At 69.4% G+C, this 18,788-nt stretch carries 15 protein-coding genes and 1 pseudogene; 5 read left to right on the top strand and 11 right to left on the bottom strand.

What is annotated here, in order from left to right; all coding sequences use genetic code 11:
* Positions 1-11: 11 nt before the first annotated feature.
* From gatB to gatC, 3 genes are read right to left on the bottom strand one after another with little or no spacing between them, the layout of a single operon-like run.
* Positions 12-1,517, bottom strand: coding sequence for an Asp-tRNA(Asn)/Glu-tRNA(Gln) amidotransferase subunit GatB (gene gatB, locus C1746_RS21145; RefSeq protein ID WP_116716777.1), 1,506 nt, complete (start codon positions 1,515-1,517; stop codon positions 12-14).
* On the bottom strand, positions 1,514-2,989 hold the full coding sequence (gene gatA / locus C1746_RS21150; protein ID WP_205712043.1) for an Asp-tRNA(Asn)/Glu-tRNA(Gln) amidotransferase subunit GatA: 1,476 nt from the start codon (positions 2,987-2,989) through the stop codon (positions 1,514-1,516). Before gatA ends, gatB begins: the two co-directional genes overlap by 4 nt.
* A 38-nt stretch (positions 2,990-3,027) precedes the next feature.
* Positions 3,028-3,378, bottom strand: a complete 351-nt coding sequence (gene gatC / locus C1746_RS21155) for an Asp-tRNA(Asn)/Glu-tRNA(Gln) amidotransferase subunit GatC (protein WP_116716779.1) — start codon at positions 3,376-3,378, stop codon at positions 3,028-3,030.
* Positions 3,379-3,470: 92 nt separating this feature from the next.
* On the opposite strand from gatC, the gene C1746_RS21160 reads away from it, so the two are divergent.
* Both C1746_RS21160 and C1746_RS21165 read left to right on the top strand, forming a co-directional pair.
* On the top strand, positions 3,471-3,662 hold the full coding sequence (locus C1746_RS21160; protein ID WP_205712036.1) for a hypothetical protein: 192 nt from the start codon (positions 3,471-3,473) through the stop codon (positions 3,660-3,662).
* A 58-nt stretch (positions 3,663-3,720) separates the two neighbouring features.
* On the top strand, positions 3,721-3,945 hold the full coding sequence (locus C1746_RS21165; protein WP_205712037.1) for a PIN domain-containing protein: 225 nt from the start codon (positions 3,721-3,723) through the stop codon (positions 3,943-3,945).
* 77 nt (positions 3,946-4,022) lie between these two features.
* On the opposite strand, the gene C1746_RS21170 is transcribed toward C1746_RS21165, so the two are convergent.
* Both C1746_RS21170 and C1746_RS21175 read right to left on the bottom strand, forming a co-directional pair.
* Complete coding sequence (locus tag C1746_RS21170) at positions 4,023-5,333, bottom strand: hypothetical protein (RefSeq protein ID WP_162868057.1); 1,311 nt, start codon at positions 5,331-5,333, stop codon at positions 4,023-4,025.
* 296 nt (positions 5,334-5,629) lie between these two features.
* A complete protein-coding gene (locus C1746_RS21175) occupies positions 5,630-6,712 on the bottom strand; it encodes a 3-isopropylmalate dehydrogenase (protein WP_116716782.1) in 1,083 nt (360 codons plus the stop codon).
* 75 nt (positions 6,713-6,787) lie between these two features.
* On the opposite strand from C1746_RS21175, the gene C1746_RS21180 reads away from it, so the two are divergent.
* Both C1746_RS21180 and glgA read left to right on the top strand, forming a co-directional pair.
* A complete protein-coding gene (locus C1746_RS21180) occupies positions 6,788-8,323 on the top strand; it encodes a DUF2252 family protein (protein ID WP_205712038.1) in 1,536 nt (511 codons plus the stop codon).
* Between the two features lie 38 nt (positions 8,324-8,361).
* A complete protein-coding gene (gene glgA, locus C1746_RS21185; protein WP_116716783.1) occupies positions 8,362-9,525 on the top strand; it encodes a glycogen synthase in 1,164 nt (387 codons plus the stop codon).
* 23 nt (positions 9,526-9,548) lie between these two features.
* Here the strand turns inward: glgA and C1746_RS21190 are convergent, their stop codons facing one another.
* From C1746_RS21190 to ligA, 5 genes and pseudogenes are all read right to left on the bottom strand, one after another.
* Positions 9,549-10,508, bottom strand: coding sequence for a VWA domain-containing protein (locus C1746_RS21190; RefSeq protein WP_116716784.1), 960 nt, complete (start codon positions 10,506-10,508; stop codon positions 9,549-9,551).
* Positions 10,508-11,449 carry a DUF58 domain-containing protein gene (locus C1746_RS21195; RefSeq protein ID WP_116716785.1) on the bottom strand — a complete coding sequence of 314 codons (942 nt, stop codon included), beginning with the start codon at positions 11,447-11,449 and terminating at the stop codon, positions 10,508-10,510. Before C1746_RS21195 ends, C1746_RS21190 begins: the two co-directional genes overlap by 1 nt.
* 527 nt (positions 11,450-11,976) lie before the next feature.
* A pseudogene (locus C1746_RS23300) lies at positions 11,977-12,936 on the bottom strand (AAA family ATPase); the annotation flags it as partial.
* A 59-nt stretch (positions 12,937-12,995) separates the two neighbouring features.
* Entirely contained in the window at positions 12,996-14,204 is a 1,209-nt protein-coding gene (locus tag C1746_RS21205; RefSeq protein WP_116716786.1) for a hypothetical protein, read from the bottom strand.
* A 96-nt stretch (positions 14,205-14,300) separates the two neighbouring features.
* Complete coding sequence (gene ligA / locus C1746_RS21210; RefSeq protein ID WP_116716787.1) at positions 14,301-16,331, bottom strand: NAD-dependent DNA ligase LigA; 2,031 nt, start codon at positions 16,329-16,331, stop codon at positions 14,301-14,303.
* A 173-nt stretch (positions 16,332-16,504) separates the two neighbouring features.
* On the opposite strand from ligA, the gene C1746_RS22300 reads away from it, so the two are divergent.
* Positions 16,505-16,657, top strand: a complete 153-nt coding sequence (locus tag C1746_RS22300) for a hypothetical protein (protein WP_162868058.1) — start codon at positions 16,505-16,507, stop codon at positions 16,655-16,657.
* Between the two features lie 84 nt (positions 16,658-16,741).
* On the opposite strand, the gene C1746_RS21215 is transcribed toward C1746_RS22300, so the two are convergent.
* Positions 16,742-18,775: a calcineurin-like phosphoesterase C-terminal domain-containing protein gene (locus C1746_RS21215; protein WP_162868059.1), complete on the bottom strand. Its 2,034-nt coding sequence runs from the start codon at positions 18,773-18,775 to the stop codon at positions 16,742-16,744.
* Positions 18,776-18,788 lie beyond the last annotated feature (13 nt).

Raw genomic sequence — 18,788 nt, forward strand, 5'->3', positions numbered from 1 at the left:
TCCCGGCGGCGCTAGCTGGTCAACTTCTCCGCCAGCAGTTGGTTCACCACCGCCGGGTTGGCCTTGCCCTGCGTCGCCCGCATGACGCCGCCCACCAGGGCCCCGATGGCCTTGGTGTTGCCGTCCCGGACCTTCTGGGCCGCATCGGCCTGCTCGGCGATCACCTGCTCGACGATGCGCTCCAGCTCGCCGGTGTCGCTGACCTGCTCGTGGTCAGCCGCCAGCTCGGTCGGTGAGCCCTTGCCGGCCATGACGTCGGCCAGGACCTTGCGCGCCCCACCCTTGGCCAGCGTCCCGTCGGCGATGAGCGCGAGCAGCGCTGCCAGATCCTCGCCGCTGAGGACCTCGGTTGCCGGGCGGCCGTGTTCGTTCTGCCAGGCCGCCACCTCGTTGGTCAGCCACTTGGTGGCCTCGTTGGCGTCGACGCCCGGCTGCTTGGCAGCGAGGGCGGCGTCGAGCAGGGGCACCAGGCCGGCGTCGTACAGCACGACGGCGTCCCCCGCGTCCACCCCGACCTCCTGGGTCAGCCGGGCGCGAGTCTGTGCCGGCAGCTCCGGCAGCGAGGCGCGGATCTGTTCGATCCACTCGGGGTCGGGGGCCACCTCGACCAGGTCGGGGTCGGGGAAGTACCGGTAGTCGTCCAGTGTCTCCTTGCGCCGGAGGGTGGAGGTCCGACCGGCATCCTCGTTCCAGTGCCGCGTCTCCTGCACGACCGTTCCACCTGAGCTGAGGACGTCGACCTGACGGGTGATCTCGTAGGAGATGGCCCGTCCGAGAGACCGGACGGAGTTGAGGTTCTTGACCTCGGCCCTTGTGCCGTACGGCGTCCCCGGCCGGTGGACGGACACGTTGGCGTCACACCGCATCGACCCCTCCTCCAGCTTCGCGTCGGAGATGCCGAGCGCCAGGACGATGGCCCGCAGCTCGGTCAGGTAGGCCTGCGCTTCGTCGGCGCTGCGGATGTCGGGCTCGGAGACGCACTCGAGCAGTGGGACGCCTGCTCGGTTGTAGTCGACGAGCGAGTACGAGGCGCCGGCGATCCGACCGGTCTCACCGGCGTGTGTGGTCTTGCCGGCATCCTCCTCCATGTGCACCCGGGTGATGCCGACACGCTTGGTCCCGCCGTCGGGCAGGGTGACGTCGAGGTGCCCCTGCCCGCAGATGGGGATGTCGTACTGGGAGATCTGGTAGTTCTTCGGCATGTCCGGATAGAAGTAGTTCTTCCGGTGGAACTGGCTGGACGGCTCGATCGCGCAGTCGAGGGCGAGACCGAGCCTGATGGCGTACTCCACAGCCGTGCCGTTGACGACGGGCAGGGTGCCGGGGAGCCCCAGGTCGACCGCGCTCACCCGCGTGTTCGGGTCGCCGCCGAAGGCGTTGGGGCAGGCCGAGAACATCTTGGTCTTCGTCGACAGCTCGACGTGGACCTCGAGGCCGATGACGGCCTGGTAGACGGTCCCGTCGGGGCCGGTGGTGGTGGTGTCGTTGGCGTCAGCGGCGTCGGTGGTGGTACTCATGCCGTCGGTGCCTCCAGTGCGTTCGCGCCACGTGGGGTCAGGTCTAGGTCGAGGTCAGCCTCGAGTGCAGCCGCGGTCTGCAGCATGACCGGCTCGCCGAGCAGCGGCCCGATGAGTTGCAGGCCAACCGGTAGGCCGTCGCGGCCCTCGGCCTCGGGTGCGCCGTCGTCGAAGCCGACCGGCAGACTCATGGCCGGCATGCCCGCAAGGCTCGCGGGGACGGCGTAGATGTCGTTGAGGTACATCGCCAGCGGATCAGCCGTCTTGTCCCCCAGCGGGAAGGCCACCGTCGGGCAGGTCGGGCCCACCAACACGTCGGCCTGGTCGAAGGCGGCCGCGAAGTCGCGGATGATCAGCGTCCGGACCTTCTGGGCCTGGCCGTAGTAGGCGTCGAAGTAGCCGGCTGAGAGGGCGTAGGTGCCGATCATGATGCGACGCTTGACCTCGGCGCCGAAGCCGGCGGCGCGCGTGGCGGCCATCATCTCGTGTGTGGTCGCTCCGTCGACGCGCAGGCCGTAGCGCACCCCGTCGTAGCGGGAGAGGTTGGCCGAGGCCTCCGATGGCGCGATCAGGTAGTACGCCGGCAGGCCGTAGGAGGCGTGGGGCAGCGTCACCTCCACGATCTCAGCACCCAGGGCGGCCAGCCGGTCGATGGCGTGTCGGACGGCGGTCATGACGCCGGGGTCGGCTTCCGCGCCGCCGCCGGTGCCCATCCACTCCGTCACGATGCCGACCCTGAGCCCCTCGACACCGGCGTCGAGCCCCTCAGTGTAGGAGGTCATCGGCTCGGGGATCGAGGTCGAGTCGAGGGGGTCGTGGCCACAGATGGCCTGCAGGCCCACCGCCGCGTCGTGGACGGTCCGACCGAAGGTGCCGGCCTGGTCCAGGGAGCTTGCGAAGGCGATCAGGCCGTACCGGGAGGCTCGCCCGTAGGTCGGCTTGATGCCCACGGTGCCGGTCACGGAGGCGGGTTGGCGGATCGATCCCCCCGTGTCGGTGCCGAGCGAGAGCGGCGAGTGGAAGCCGGCGACCGCAGCGGCCGACCCGCCGGAGGAGCCGCCGGGGATCCGACCGAGGTCCCACGGGTTGTGGGTGTCCCCCCAGGCGGAGTTCTCGGTGGAGGAGCCCATCGCGAACTCGTCCATGTTGGTCTTGCCCAGGATGATGCCGCCGGCCTGCTTGACCTTGCTGACCACGGTGGCGTCATAGGGCGGGCGGAAGCCCTCGAGGATCTTCGAGCCGGCGGTCGTCGCCACTCCCGTCAGGCACATCAGGTCCTTGATGGCGACCGGGATTCCTGCCAGTGGCCCCACGGACTCGCCGGCGGCCCGGCTGGTGTCGATGGCCTCGGCGTCCGCAAGTGCCTGCTCGGCCGTCATCTCGAGCCACGCACCGAGGCGCTCGTCGGTGGCGGCGATCCGGTCCAGGTGGGCCTGGGTGACCTCGACGGCGGAGGTGTCACCGACGGCCATGGCCTGGGTGAGCTGGGCGGCGGTCTTGGTGACGAGGCTCACTGGCGCTCACCCACGCTCTGCTGGCCCAAGGGGGCGGCTCCCCCTTCCGAACCCCCCTCACCCACTATTCTCGGAACCCGGAACTGCGTGTCCTGCTCGGCCGGCGCGTTGGCGATGACCTCCTCGGGTGGGAGGGGCTCACCGACCTCCTCATCGCTGCGGAAGACGTTCTTCAGCGGGTAGGCGTGCGACGTCGGGGGAACCTCGGAGACGGCCACCTCACCGACCTTCTCGGCGTAGGCCAGGATCTCGGCCAACTGCGGGACCAGGCCCTGGACCTCCTCGTCGGTCAGGGCCAGCTGGGCCAGGTTGGCGACGTGCCGCACGTCGTCTTCGGAGAGAGCCATGGCCGGAACGCTAGCGGCAGGTCGAAGAACCGTCTGACCTGCATCATGATGTTAGGTCTGGTGCATGCGTACGACGTTCCTTGGAGGACGATGTGCCGGCGGAGCATGAGCGCCTGCGACGTGCGGAGGGAATCGGGATCAGCGAGGCCGTGAATCGGCTGATCCGGGCGGGCCTCGCGGCGCCCCCCGCCGCACGCCCGTATCTGCATCGTACAGCTGCGGTCGGCATCACCGTCGACGTCGCCAACGTCGGCGAGGTGCTCGACCTGCTCGACCAGGCCTAGCTCTTGCTGGTCGACGCCAACCTGCTGCTCTACGCCGTCGACACGGCGAGCCCTGATCATGGCCCGGGGCGGCCTGGCTGAGCGCCGTCCTGCAGGGTCGCAGGCGTGTCGGGCTGTCGTGGCCGGACTGGTCGGCCGACATCAGATCACCGGCAACCTGGTGCCGGACGCCATGCTCGCGGCCCTGGCCCTGGAGCATGGCTTGACCGTGTACAGCGCCGACACCGACTTCGCCCGCTTCGACGAGCTCAACTGGGTCCACCCCCTGTGGACCGGTTCGTGAGGCAACCGGGGGACGAGGTGCCGGACATCGTGCTTCGTGAGCGTGGACCAGCCGGTCCGGTTCGGATCGTCTCTCGGCTACTCGACGCAGCCGGTGACGCTGCTCAGGATCCAGCTGCCGTCCTCCAGTTGCCGCACCGTGGCGCGGAGAACCTCTCTGTTGCTGCTCACGACCGTGCCGACCTCGCCCATGATCCGGATCTCCTCGTCATCTGCCTCTTGCCTGAGGCGCTCGTAGAGAGCGGTCTCCGGGGTGGCTGAACCCCTGGCGTCCGCTCCCAAGATGCCGGGGCCTTCGCCGAACCGATCGTCGGTCAGACAGTCCAGCTGACCGTCGATGATCGTGCCGTCTGGCGCGATGGGCGCCTCATCCGCTGGGACGGTGCCTGCCTCGGCAACGTCGGGTTCCTCGGCGTCGTCGGATTCCCGGGCGTCGCCCGGGCCAGGCTCAGTGGTGGGACCGGCACCGGGTCGCCGGATGACCGGGACTACGGCTCGGGCGATCTCCGACTCCTGGCCATCCTGCACGACGATCTGGACGAGGTCGCCCCCCTCCAGCGCCTGACCGGGAAGGTCGAGCTCGACCTGTGAGCCACCCGGTGAGGCGACCAGCGGCTCCCCCATCTGTTGGGTGCTCTCGATCGGCCCGGCGACGGTGAAGCCAGTCGCTGCGAACGACTCGGCGCCGTCGAACACGCCCATGCCGGAGCCCAGCGTGAGCGCGACGCTGCCGGTTGGGTCGACGATGGCCTGCGGCTCCACCCGCACGTCGGGGCCGACATCGCCGATCAGCGGTTCGACCGGACCCGCGACCACCTCGAAGGTGGCAGTGCGCTCACCTCGGGCGTCCTTGACGATCCGGTACTCACCGTCGTCCAGGGGCGGGAGGCGGAGTTGTTCGACGATGCCGACTCCGGGCGTCTGATCGCCAACCACGAGCGCGATGCCCTCGATCGGGAACTCGTCCTGGGGGACGAAGCCGTAGTACCCCTCCCCCGCACCCGCGTAGGACGTCCCGAACGCCGCGACGTACTCCCAGCCACCGTCGACCAAGCGCTCGATCCGACCAGCCGGTGAGTACTCAATCCTCACGCCTGGCTCATCGACGACGGCGAGGAGCACCGTCTGCTCGGGACCGACTCGCTCGTGACTGAACCACAACCCGTCGGTGTGACCGGCCAGGGCTTGGACACCCTCCGTCGACATCGCGTCCGGGGCGCCCCCGCCGACCTCCTGCCGCCCCGGTTCCGTAGGTGGACCGCCGACCGGGTCAGGAGCGGCCCCGCTGCACGCCGCCAGCGCGACGACCGCGATGCTGAGGAAGAGCATCCGACCGATCGGGAAGCAGACACGCCGAAGGCGCCTTCCCAGTTCGCCGCTCGCGCTCATGGTCTATCCGACGCCGGCAACGACCGAAGGGTTCCTGGTACGAGGGTCGGGCTGTCCGTCGTCCTCCCCCATGGCCATCACTAGGTCGAACTGCCTCCAGACGGGCGTCCCACAGGTTGGGGTGGAGGCAGAACGACTCACCCGGCCCCGAGAATCCGCGGTCTGAGGCTTTCGGCGGAGGCAAGACGACCGCAGGTGGAGGCGGAACGACCAGTTGGCAAGCCTCCACCCCGGTCGGACTGCGACCACAGCCCGGCCGCCTACAGGTGTCGCTTCACCGGCCTGGGACTCCTCCCTCAGCCCGCAGCGGTGGCCGCGATCCGGTCCCCGATCTCCGCCGTCGAGCCGCCCATCTCGGGGCCGGCCATCCCCTCCATCTCCGTCAGCGCCTGCGCGGCCGCCGCCTCCACCGTCGCGGCCGCCTCCCCCTCCCGCAGGTGGTCCAGGCACATCGCCAGCGACAAGACGGCGGCCACCGGGTTGGCCCAGCCCTTGCCCGTGATGTCGGGGGCCGAGCCGTGCACCGGCTCGAACATCGAGGGGTGCTCACCCGACGGGTTCAGGTTCCCGCTGGCGGCCAGGCCGAGCCCACCCTGCACGGCCGCACCCAGGTCGGTGATGATGTCGCCGAAGAGGTTGTCGGTCACCACGACGTCGAAGCGCTCGGGCGAGTTCACCAGGTACAGGCACATGGCGTCCACGTGCACGTAGTCGCGCTCCACCTGCGGGTAGTCGGCCTCGCCCACCTCGGTGAAGGTCCGCATCCACAGGCCCCCGGCGTGGGTCAGCACGTTGGTCTTGTGGACCAGCGTCAGGTGGTTGCCACGCCGTGTGGCGCGCTCGAAGGCATCACGGATGACGCGCTCGACCCCGAATCGGGTGTTGAGTGATTCCTGGGTCGCCACCTCCGACGCGGTGCCCTCGTACACCGTGCCGCCAGCACCGACGTACATCCCCTCGGTGTTCTCGCGCACCACGACCATGTCGCACCGCTCCGGCGTCAGACCCGCGACCGGCGTCGGCACACCGGGCAGCAGCTTGACCGGTCGCAGGTTCACGTACTGGTCGAAGGCGAAGCGCAGCTTGAGCAACAGCCCCCGCTCGAGCACACCAGGTGGCACATCGGGCGTCCCGATGGCACCGAGCAGGATGGCGTCGGTCTGGTCGAACTCCTCCATCACCGAGTCCGGCAGCACCTCGCCGGTCTCCAGATACCGCCTCCCGCCGAGATCGTAGGAGGTCCGACTGGTCGAGAAGCCGTACCGCTCGGCCACGACGTCGAGCACCTTGAGGGCCTGCTCCGTCACCTCAGGACCGACCCCGTCACCGCCCATGACCGCAAGGTCGTAGTGACGGGCATCGGTGTCGGTGGTGCTCATGGCCGGTCAGGATATCGGGCGGCGACGGCACGACCCTCGTGCATCACGACCGAGCCGGTCGGGTAGGGGCCCCTCATGAGTGACGACACACCGAACGACCTGACCGGACTGACCAAGGACGAGCTGTACGCACGGGCCCAAGAGCACGACATCGAGGGTCGGTCGACGATGTCCAAGGAGGAACTCCGGGCCGCACTCTCGGAGGCGGAGGCGCCCGTCCCGCAGGAGCGGACCGTGGACCGCGTCGAGGACTTCCGCCGGCTGGCCGAAGCCCGAGCCGCCGGTGAGTTCGTCCTGCTGCCGAGGTCACTCACCGGGCAGGATCGTCGGCTCCACGTCCGGGAGACCCTCCGAGAGGACCACACCACCCGGATCATGTCCCGGGCCGCCGATGCGGAGCTCAAGTTCGAGGAGCTTGCCGACTCGCTGTTCAGCTTCTTCCGTGGGACCGCGCTGCTGTTCTACCGGGACATGGCTGGCGACGACGCCTGGATGCCGACCGTCCTGGCCCTCGGTGACGTCCACCCGGAGAACTTCGGGGTCATGCCGAACGCGCACAACGTCCCGATCTTCAGCGTCAACGACTTCGACGAGGCCCTCTACGCGCCGTTCACCTGGGACATCAAGCGCGGCGCCGTCGGGTTCATGGCGGCGGCGAAGGAGATCGCCGGCTACGGGCACAAGAAGCGACGACGGATCGTGCGCCACTTCGTCAAGGGCTACGTCGCGGGCATCACGAACTTCGCCGAACACGGCACCGAGTCCGACGACGAGATGCGGCTGGACAGCGCACCCGATCTGATCGTCGACCTGATCGAGGATGCCGAGGAGTCCCGCGCCGAGTGGCTCCAGGACGACTACTTGGACGATTACAAGCGGGGCTTCCGAGCCGACGACGAGCATGTCCCGATCAGCAGCCGTCGGGAGGAGTTCCAGGAGATCATCGACCGGTTGATCACCGAGAACGACATCGAGATCCCGGACCGAACCGCAGGCATGCGGGTCAAAGACGTGTGCATCCGCCGCGGCCAAGGGACGGCGTCGCTGGGACTGGATCGGTTCTACGTGCTGATCGAGGGCCCGCAGGCGGACGGTACGGACGACGTGATCATCGAGCTGAAGCAGGCTCGTCGGTCAGCGCTGACCGGTCTGGTCCCGCCCACGCCCTACGGTCTGGACACCTGGGGGGACACGGGCGCGCAAGGCCACCGCGCCGGGCGGATCGTGCACGCCCAGGGGGTGCAACTGGTGCGCGGCGACGTGTTCTACGGCTCGGTCGAGATCGACGGCGTCAGCTTCATGTCACGGGAACGCGCGCCCTTCCGGGACGACATCGACCTCGATGACCTCTCCAAGAAGGAGTGGCGGCGTTACGCCAAGATCTGCGGCTGGGTCCTGGCCCACGCCCACGCGCTGAGCGACGAGTTGGGCGCGCTGGAGCACGACATCGAGCCCGAGATCCTGGCCGCCATCGGCGAGGTCGACCTCTTCGTCGACGACATCGTTCAGTTCGCCGAGGAGGCGATGGATCGCCTCAAGAAGGACCATCGGACCTTCCAGGTCGACCACGCCATGGGTGCCTTCCAGCAGGTCGATCGCATCTTCGTGTGACGGGCACGAGTTCGGTGGTGATGGGGTAGCGTCCGGCCATGCGCATCGGGATCCTCACCAGGGAGTGGCAGCCGGACATCTATGGCGGGGCTGGTGTCCACGTCGACTTCCTGGTGCCCGAACTGCGGAACCTGATCGAGGTGGACGTCCACTGCTTCGGCGGGCCCCGGGGCGACGCGACGGCCCACCAGCCGGCCGAGCAGCTGGCGAGCGCCAACATGGCCCTGCAGACGCTGTCGGTCGACCTCTCCATGGCCGGGGCGCTGGGTGGCGTCGAGCTGGTCCACTCCCACACCTGGTATGCGAACATGGGCGGCCACCTCGCGGGTCTGCTGCACGACGTCCCCCACGTCGTGACCGCCCACTCCCTGGAACCGCGCCGGCCATGGAAGGCCGAGCAGCTGGCCGGCGGGTATGCGCTCAGTTCCTGGGCCGAGCGCACTGCCTATCTGGGCGCCGACGCGGTCATCGCGGTGTCAGAGGGCATGCGGACCGACGTCATGGACTGCTACCCGGAGCTGGACCCGGAGAAGGTGCACGTCGTCCGCAACGGCATCAACACCGAGCTGTACCAGCCTGACCCGGGCACTGACGAACTGGAGCGGCTGGGCATCGATCCCGACCGCCCATCAGTGGTGTTCGTCGGTCGGATCACCCGTCAGAAGGGCGTTCCGCACCTGCTGGCGGCGGCCCACGAGATCGACCCGTCGGCCCAGTTGGTGCTCTGTGCGGGGGCGCCGGACACCGAAGAGCTCGAGAGGCTGACCCGCGAGGAGGTCGACGTCTTGTCGTCGGAGCGGGACGGCGTGTTCTGGATCTCCGAGATGCTGCCGCGCCCCTCGATCGTCCAGATCCTCAGCCGCGCCACGGTGTTCATCTGCCCCTCGATCTATGAGCCCCTGGGCATCGTGAACCTCGAAGCCATGGCGTGCGGCACCCCGGTCGTGGCGTCGGCCGTCGGGGGGATCCCCGAGGTCGTCGATCACGAGGAGACCGGACTGCTGGTGCCCTACGACGAGTTCCAGCCGAAGGCGTTCGAGCGTGGATTGGCGGCCGGGGTCAACCAGCTGCTGGGTGACCTGGACCGGGCGGCCGAGATGGGACGGGTCGGCCGAGAGCGGGTCGTCGCCGAGTTCGGCTGGGACACCGTGGCCGAGGAGACGGTGAAGGTCTATACGGCAGCGCTGGCCTCGCGTCAGTAGGCAACACCCCGTGCCACGGCGGGTCAGGGAAGGCGGGAGAACCAGAGCAGGCTGAAGATCGCGGCCGCGGTCCCCAGGATGAGGGCGGCGACCATGAACGGGACCGTCACCTCCACCTCCTCCGTCGTCACCCCGACAGCCACGCCGAGGGTCTCGAACACCTCGGTCAGCGCCTCGGCGCTCTCCGCGTCGTAGAAGCGTCCGCCGGTGTCGTCGGCGATCGCCTCGAGCGCCCGACCGTTGGACGGCACCGGAACGATCTGTCCCTGGAAGAAGATCGTCCCCTCCCTGGTCCCGAAGCTGATCGTCGAGACGGCGATGTCAGCTTGTTCGGCCGCCCGCACCCCGATCTCGTTGGCCCGGCCGGCGGTCGTGTCGCCGTCGGAGAGCACGACGATCGTCGCCGGCTGCTGCTCACTCGAGTCCGTCTGCGCCTGGAGGGCCGCCAGGTCCGCCTGGATCAGGTCGACGGAGGTGAGGAGCGCCTCGCCGATGGCGGTCCCCGGTCGGAGTTGGAGCGCCTCGATGGCCGCCCGGACCGTGGACCGGTCATCGGTCGGCGCCACGTTGGCCACCGCCGTCTCGGCAAAGGACACCAGCCCCACTCGAACCTGGTCGGGGACCTCCTCGAGGAACCGGTACGCCGCAGCCTGCGCGGCGTCCAGCCGGCGCGGGTCGACGTCCCGTGCGTCCATGGAGATGGAGGTGTCGAGCGCCAGCACCACCGTCGACGCCTCGACCGGCACCTCGACCTCCCGGGTCGGCCGGGCGATGCCGATGACCAGCATGGTGATGGCCAGGACCAGCGCGATGGCGGGGACGTGACGGCGCCAGCCGGGGGTGTCCGGGGCGATCTCGTCCAGCAGGTCGAGGTTGGTGAACTGGATCGCGTAGTCGGCCCGCTTGGTCTGCCGGTAGACGTAGGCCCCGGCGAGGGACAGGGGCAGGACCAGGAGGAGCAACAGCCAGGGGGCGGCAAACATCAGCGCACCCCACCCGAGCGGGTCATCCGGCTGCGGCGGCGGACCTCGATGTGGCGGATCAGGTCGCTCAGCCAGTCACGGTCGGTCCGGACCGTCAGGTGGTCGGCACCGGTCCGGCGGATCTCGTCGGCGATGCGGGCACGCTGGCCGGCCGCGGCAGCGCGGTAGCGAGCGCGGAGGCCGGCATCGCTGGTGTCGACCACGCGCCGCCGGCCGGTCTCGGGGTCCGCGACGGTCATGAATCCGACGTCAGGCAAGGTCAGCTCGCGAGGATCGACCACGTCGATGGCCATGACCTCGTGCCGGTCTGCCAGTGCCCGCATGGGCTTGGACCACGTCGAGGGCCCCAGGAAGTCGCTGATGACCACCATCAATCCGCGGCGACGAGCCAGCCGGTTGGCGCGGGCGAGACCTCTCGCCAGGTCGATCCCGGCGGCACGGCCATCGTCTGCGGCGTTGGCTCGCGGCATCTGGGCCAGCCGTCGGAGGGTGGCGTGGACGTGGTGGCGGCCGCTGGCCGGGGCCAGCCACTTCTCACCGGCGGGGTGGACGGCCAGGACCCCGAACCGGTTGGCGCCGTGTGCTGTCACGAATCCCATCGCACCCAGGATCTCGATCGCCACATCGCGCTTGAGCCGCCGGCCGGTGCCGAAGTGCAGGCTGCCCGAGAGGTCGATGATGCCGATGGTGGTCAGCTCGTGGTCAGCGATGGTGTCACGGACATGGGTCTCGGTGGTCCGGGCGGTGACGGCCCAGTCGATCCGGCGGACGTCGTCGCCCGGTCGATAGTTCCTGGCCTCGCCCAGTTCGCTGCCATGCCCGGGAAGGAGCCCCTGATAGTCGCCGTGGAGCCGTCCCTCCAGCTTGCTGCGGACCGCCAACTCCAGACGGCCGAAGGCGTCCGGGCGGAGTCCGATCGCTTGGCCGGTGGGCTGGTTCACGGCGGCGGCGCCAGCGGCGGTCGTTCGGGGGTGGTGTCCGGGTCGGCGACGCTTGGACGGTCGGGTTCCCCACCGGGAAGGTCGGGTTCCCCACCGGCGAGGTCAGGCTCCCCACCAGCAAGGTCAGGTTCCCCACCGGGACGGCCAGACTCCCCACCGGCACGCTCGGGCCCACAAGCCAGGGGGCCGGCCTCCGCGGGTGGCTCCGACAGGGCACCCCGGCCATCACCTCGCACGGTGTCCCGTTGACCCTGGAACTCACCCGTGACCGGCACGACGGTGTACGGCGCAGGCCGGCCGGTCGGTCCGCCGCCGTACGGCGAGGCGGCCTGCACACCCGCGGTTGGTGTAGGCGGGATCGGCGGGCCTGAGGGGACCCCGCCTGTCGTCGGCCCATGACCGGCGGCCGGCATGGTCGGCTGGCCGTAGGGGGTGCTCGCGCCGGGCTGGTACCCCGCGGCCGGGACGACGCCCGACGAGCGGTAGGACGCGTTGCCGGCCCCCTGAGCGCCGTTGGCCGGTCCAGCTCCACCCACGGTGGGTGCCGGGATGGTGGTCAGCAGGTGGTACAGCACCTCGTCGACGCTGACGCCGTCGGCCACGGCGTCGAAGGACAGCACCAACCGATGGTTGAGCACGTCGTAGCCGATGTCATAGATGTCCTGCGGGTCGACGGCGCCCCGCCCCCGCAGCAACGCCAGGGCCCGGGCACCCTCGATCAGCCCGATCGAGGCACGGGGGCTCGCACCGAAGGCGATGAGGTTCGTCAGGCTGTCGAGGCCGTACCGGCGAGGCTCACGGGTTGCCATGACCAGTCTGACGGCGTAGTCGGCCACCCGAGGGTCGACGTGGACGGCTCGTGTTGTGGTCTGCAGAGCCCGGACGTCGTCGAGGTCGATGACCTCGCGCGGCTCGATCTCGTCCCCCGCGGCGCGCCGGACGATCTCCATCTCCTCGTGCGGCCCGGCCGGGTAGTCCACGGGGACCTTCATGAGGAAGCGGTCGCGCTGCGCCTCCGGCAACTGGTAGACGCCCTCCGACTCGATGGGGTTCTGGGTGGCCAGGACCAGGAAGGGCCGGTCGACCTCGAAGGTCTCGCCGCCGATGGTCACCTGCTGCTCGGCCATGACCTCCAGCAGGGCCGACTGGACCTTGGCGGGCGCCCGGTTGATCTCATCGGTCAGGACGAAGTTGGCGAAGACCGGGCCCAGTTCAACGGAGAAGCGGCCCTCCTCCTGCTGCCAGATCCGGGTTCCGACGATGTCGCTCGGGAGCAGGTCTGGCGTGAACTGGATGCGATTGAACGAGCCACCCAGCGTCGTCGCGAGGGTGGTCAGCAGCCGGGTCTTGCCCAGGCCGGGGGCACCCTCCAGCAAGCAGTGCCCGCCGGCCAGCAGCGACACCAGCACACGCTCGACCACCCGTTGCTGGCCGACGATGACCCGGCCGATCTCGGCTCGAACGCGCGTCAGCATCTCTCCGGCCATGCCCGGATCGAGGACCTCGATGTCGTCGGCCTCCACGGTGGTGCCGTCGGTTGATGTGCTCACTGCAGAAGCTCCAGTCCTTGCGCGACCACGACGAGTTGGTCGAGCCCTGCCGACTCGGGCCCGTCGATCACGATCAGGGTGTCGACCTCGCCAGGGATCAGATAGGCCAGGTCGCCGTCGGTCGTGAGGATCGCGTCCTCGCCCGACACGCTCAACTCCTCGGTGGCGTCCCCGCGCAGCTGCTCGTACCGCTCGGCGGCGTCATCGGAGCGGGTCGCGACCACGCTGTACTCCTCACCGTCGTCGGTGTCGAGGATCGTGGTCTGCTCGGTCACGGGATCGGTGTCGTCGCCGCTGGTCTGACGCACCGTCGTGGTGCTCTCGGCCGTCCCGCTGGGCAGGCGACGGAGCTCGAAGAGCCGGGGCAGGTCGATGTCCGGCTGGTCCTGTGGCGGGGTGTCAGGCGGCGGGACTCCTCCAGGCTGGTCCTGCGGCGGCTGACCCTGCTCGCCTGATGGCGGGGTGGACTGCTCCTCCTGACCCTCCTCACCCGGCTCCGGTGGCTGGTCCTGCGCGCCCGGTTCCTGGCTGCCCGGTTCCTGATTGCCGGGCTCCTGGGCGCCCGGGTCCTGGCTGCCCGGGTCCTGCGACCCGGACGGAGCTTCCTCGGTCGGGTCGTCACCCGGTTCGGACCCCTCCGGAGCCTGCTCCCCGGCGGGCCCGTCGTCGGGGGCCGGTCCGGGGTTGTTCGGTTCCGGCTCGTCCTGGCCCGGCTGGCCCTGCTCCTGCTCGTCCTGGTTCTGCTCGTCCTGGTCCTGCTGGCCCTGGTCCTGCTGGCCCGGCTGGTCGGGGGCGGTCGAGGGCTGGAGCGGCGGGGGCGGTGGTGGGGCCTGGGACTGAGACTGCGGCGGATCATCCTGTGCGAGGGCGTCGTTCTCGTCGTCCAGCAGCAGCAGGGCCGCGGCGATGCCGAGCGCCACCAGCAACAGCACACCACCGATGGCCAGCGCGATCTGCTTCGCCGACACCGACGCATCGTCCTCGGGTGCCACGACCTCGGCGTCCACGCGGTTGCCGATGTTGGGCGTCTTCGGTGGCGGGACAGGACCGTACGGCGGTTCGTAGGGCAGGTCACGCCACGTCGGCGCGGTCAGGCTGACGGGGCCTGGGGTGCCGGCCGGTTGCCCGAACGGGTCCCCGGAGCCGAATGGCTCGGGACCAGACGACCCGGAGGCGCGCACCCCGAACTCAGCGTTGCGTGACATACACCCGGGACCGTATCGGCGACGCGGTAAAGCGGGGGTCAAAGGTCGACGTAAGCCGGCTGCCGCTGGAGAACGGTGATGACACGCCAGACCCCGTCATGGGGCGGGCAGCTCTCCGGTCTGGAGCAGGTGGGTGAATCCGGTCTCGTCCAGGATCGGCACGTCGAGCTCGGCGGCCTTGTCGGCCTTGGAGCCGGGTGACTCCCCGACCACGACGGCAAAGGTCTTGCCTGACACGCTGCCCGTCACCTTCCCACCGGCGTCGAGGACGGCGTTCTTGGCGGAGTCGCGTGTGTAGCCCTCCAGCGTCCCCGTTATGACCACCGACTTGCCCGCGAGGACGTCACTGGACTGGGCGACGTCGTCGGTGTCGGTCCGAACACCCGCGATCACCAACTTGTCCAACAACTCTGCGTTTCGTTCGTTGGCCAGCCAGGACGCCAGCGTGTCTGCGATCACCGGGCCGACCCCGTCGATGGACGCGATCCGTTCGGCGTCGGCTTCCCGGATCGCCGCCAGGTCGCCCAGCGAGCGGGCGAGCAGCTTGGCCACCGTCGGCCCGACGTGGCGGATGTTCAGCCCGACCAGGAGCCGCTCGATGGGCTGGGCCTTGCTCTGCTCGATCCCCTCCAGCAGCAGGTCGGTCTTCTTCTGACCGAACCCCTCGAGTGCCAGGACGTCCTCCGCAGCAAGGTGGTACAGGTCCGCCAGGTCGGCGACGAGGCCGGCATCGAGGAGCACCTTGGCCGTCTCGTAGCCCAGGCCCTCGATGTCCAGGGCCTTCCGGGAGGCGAAGTGGTCGAGCGTCTCGAGGATCCGGTTCGGACAATCGACGTTGGTGCAGTACGTGTCGGCGGCGTCGGCGTACCGGACCAACTCGGTCCCGCAGAACGGGCACTCCGTCGGGAACACCCACGGGCCGGCGTCCTCGACCTCGTCGGGTCGCAGGGACAGCACGGGTCCCAGCACCTCCGGAATCACATCACCCGCCTTGCGAACCACCACCGTGTCGCCCGGCCGGACGTCCTTGGCACGGGCCTGGTCCTGGTTGTGCAGCGTCGCGTAGGTCACCGTCGAGCCGGCGACGAGGACCGGTTCGAGGACGGCGTACGGGGTGGTTCGTCCGGTCCGGCCGACGTTCACCTCGATCCGGTGCAGGAGGGTCTGCACCTCCTCCGGGGGGTACTTCCACGCGATCGCCCACCGTGGGGCCCGGGAGGTGGAGCCCAGCTGGGCGTGCTGGGCCAGCGCGTCGACCTTGACCACCACGCCGTCCAGTTCGTAGGTGGGGTCGTGCCGGCGCTCGCCCCACTCCTCGATGAAGGCCTCGACCTCGGCGATGCTCTCCACACGCGTCGTCTCCGGTGCGGTGGGCAGGCCGGCGTCGCGGATGAAGGCGAGGAACTCGCTGTGGCTGGCGACCTCGAGACCCTCGGTCACCCCCATTCCGTGCGAGATCAGGGCCAGCGGCCGGGTGGCCGTCACCTTGGGGTCCTTCTGCCGGAGCGCCCCGGAGGCGGCGTTGCGCGGGTTGGCGAAGCGTGCCTCTCCGGCCGCCTCGCGTTCGGCGTTCATGGCGTCGAAGGCGGCGACCGGGTAGTGGATCTCACCCCGGACCTCAAGCACCGCTGGTGGCGTGTCGGTGGCCAGGACGGCTGGGATGCCCTCGACGGTGCGGATGTTGGCCGTCACGTCCTCACCCGTCGTGCCGTCACCGCGGGTGACCGCCTGCACCAGGAAGCCGCCCTCGTAGATCAACGAGATGGCGACCCCGTCGACCTTCAGCTCACAGGTGAAGGCGTGCTCCGCACCGTCCAGGCCACGCTCGACCCGGTTCGCCCAGGCGCGCAGCTCCTCCACCTCGAAGGCATTGTCCAGCGACTGCATCGGAACCCGGTGGGCGACGGACTCGAACGCCGAAGAGATCGGAGCTCCGACCTTGTGCGTCGGCGAGTCGGGATGGTCCAGCTCGGGGTGGTCGGCCTCGAGCCCTTCCAGCTCACGCAGGAGCTGGTCGAACTCGGCGTCCGTGACCGTCGGGTCGCTGAGCACGTAGTAGCGGTAGCGGTGGGCCTCGAGCTGCTGCCGCAGGGCGGCCACGCGCTCGCGAGTCGCAAGATCTGCCATCAGGCGTGCATCCTACGGAGGCGAGTGACACCTCGGCCGGGGCAGGTGACCATCAAGGATCGGTCAAGACTCACAGCTCGGCGGCCGATGCGAGCAAGGCAAGGTTAGTATGCGGTCCAACCGGGTCAGAATGCCAGTTAGGACAGACAATACGGTCTCGGAGGTCGAGGGCAATGGTCGAAGTGTTGTGGGTCAGCCTCTTCGGAGCCGCACTCGCCTGGCTGCAGTCGCGCAGCAACCTCGACGAGCAGACCGACATCAAGGTGCCGGTCGATGACGAGTGGACCCGCTGGGAAGAGGAGATCCACGACTGGAAGGACAGCTAGTCCGTCCGGAGCCGACGGGGCGGGCAGACCCGGTCTGAGCCCACCCGCCCCTGCATCAGCGCGCGACCGTCACCTCACTCGTCATCACTCGTCGTCGAGGATCCCCTCGCGGAACCCCCAGGGCGGGAGTTCCTCGACGATCTCGAACGTGAACGTCTGCCGCATCTCCCCCGCGTAGGGGTCGGCGGCCACGACCTCGGCCGTGTGGACGCCCACCGGCAATCCTGACATCGGGTAGGCCCACAGGTGCGGTGACTGGTCGGTGCCGGCGTCCTCGGGACGAGGATCAGCAGGGCCGAACTGTGCCCCCTGGAACCGTTCGTACCCTTGGGCCCGTGGGTCTCCGGACGTCGAGACGAAGGCGTGTCGGGCCACCTGCAACTGCCGGACCATCGCGTAGGGGTCGGCGTAGGCCAGTCCTTCGAGGATGCCCTCGCCCGCGCCCGGTTGGGTCAGGGTCATCGGCTGGGGTGGGCCGTCGTTGATCGACACCGTGACCTCGGCGTCCCGGGTGGCGTTGTAGATGTTGGCGGTCATCGTGGAGGTGTCGAGGTCGGCCGCCGGCACCACGTCGGGGTCTCCGAGGTCGTTGATGTTGACCGGTGGCACGTCGTTGTTGTCACCGTCGAACTCCCGGAGCGCGGTTGCCCAGTCCCGGAAGGTCGGGGTGTTGAGGGCGATGCCCATGCTCTGGCCATCGTCCAGCGTGGTGGCGTCGAAGGTCGAGGTGTACGTCGGCCCGTCGAAGCTGAACGTGGAGTAGCCGCCTGGTGTCCCGTTGCGGGCAAAGCCCATGGGAATCCCGTCGGCGTCGAGGTCACCGCCCCACCACGCACCGGAGCCGGCGCCGGCGACGACGTGGGGGAAGGGGATCGCGGTGACACCCACGGTGTCCTGCCAGCCGGCGAAGGACGTGCCGGGGCTCATGTGCTCCAGCGTGTGGGTGTGTCCGGAGATGGACAGAGCCGGCCGACCCTCGAGCAGCGCGTACAGCTCGGCCACGTCGTCGGTCTGGTGCTTCGTGGCCTCGGAGTCGATGAACGACACCAGGGGGATGTGGGTGGCGATCACGACGAGCTTCTCTGGCGGCACCGTGGCGAGGTCAGCAGCCAGCCAGGCCATCTGCTCCTCCCCGATCACACCGTTGTAGTCAGGGTGGTCGGCAGGGTCGTCACAGAAGTCGCGCGTGCCGTCGGGGTTGTCCTCGGGTGTACAGGGATACCGCACGTTGTCCAGCCCGACGAAGTGCACGGCGCCGATGTCGAAGGAGTAGTACGACGGGCCGATCTCCCGACGGTAGGTGTCCGTGGAGTGCGCATCGCTGTCGGCGTCGAAGTCGAGGTCGTGGTTGCCGGGGACGGCGCGGACGGGAACGCCGGCCTGGCCCATGATCTGCCGGAACCGCGGATAGAGGCCGAGGTCGTCACCCATCAGGTCGCCCAGCAGGAGGGCACCGCACGCACTCAGGTCCTCGCGTGCGGCCAGGTCCTCGACGATGCCGTCCCGCAGATAGGACAGCTCACGGTGTGAGTAGGTCTGCGTGTCGCCGATCACCGCGCAGTTGAAGGCCGTCTCGACCGGCGAGGTGACCATCGGGAAGTTCACGGCCGTCGGGAGCGGTCCGCTGGGAGGCAGCCCCTCGAAGCGCAGGTCCGGTGATCCCAGAGGAACGTGGTGGTAGTGGAACTGGGGGAAGTTGTGCTCGTCGACGGGCACTTCGTAGCCGGCGGGCTTGGTGACGAACAGGGTCATGTTGTCGAAGGCGGGCAGCTCGTAGCGACCCTGAGCGTCGGTCAGGACCACGTCGCGGCCATTGGACACCGCGACGTTCGGCACCCCCGGCTCACGGCGGTCACGCCGGCTGTTGGTGTTCTGGTCGTCGAAGACCGCGCCCAGGATGGTCTCGGTATCGGTGTCGTCAGGTGCCTCGGCGAGTTCGGCCAGGGGGCTGTCGGAGGCCAGTGGGGTGCGGATCACCTCGACCTCTCCGACATAGGTGGGGTCACGATCGGCGCTGGCCGGTGCGGCCAGGAGCGCGAGGGTCGCGACGAGGACGAGGGCAGTGCTGGCGGCGACAGCACGGCCGGTCGGGGTCACGCGGTTCGGGACGAACCTCATGATGGGTCTCCTC

Source organism: Euzebya tangerina (genome assembly GCF_003074135.1).
Taxonomy (GTDB): Bacteria; Actinomycetota; Nitriliruptoria; order Euzebyales; family Euzebyaceae; genus Euzebya; species Euzebya tangerina.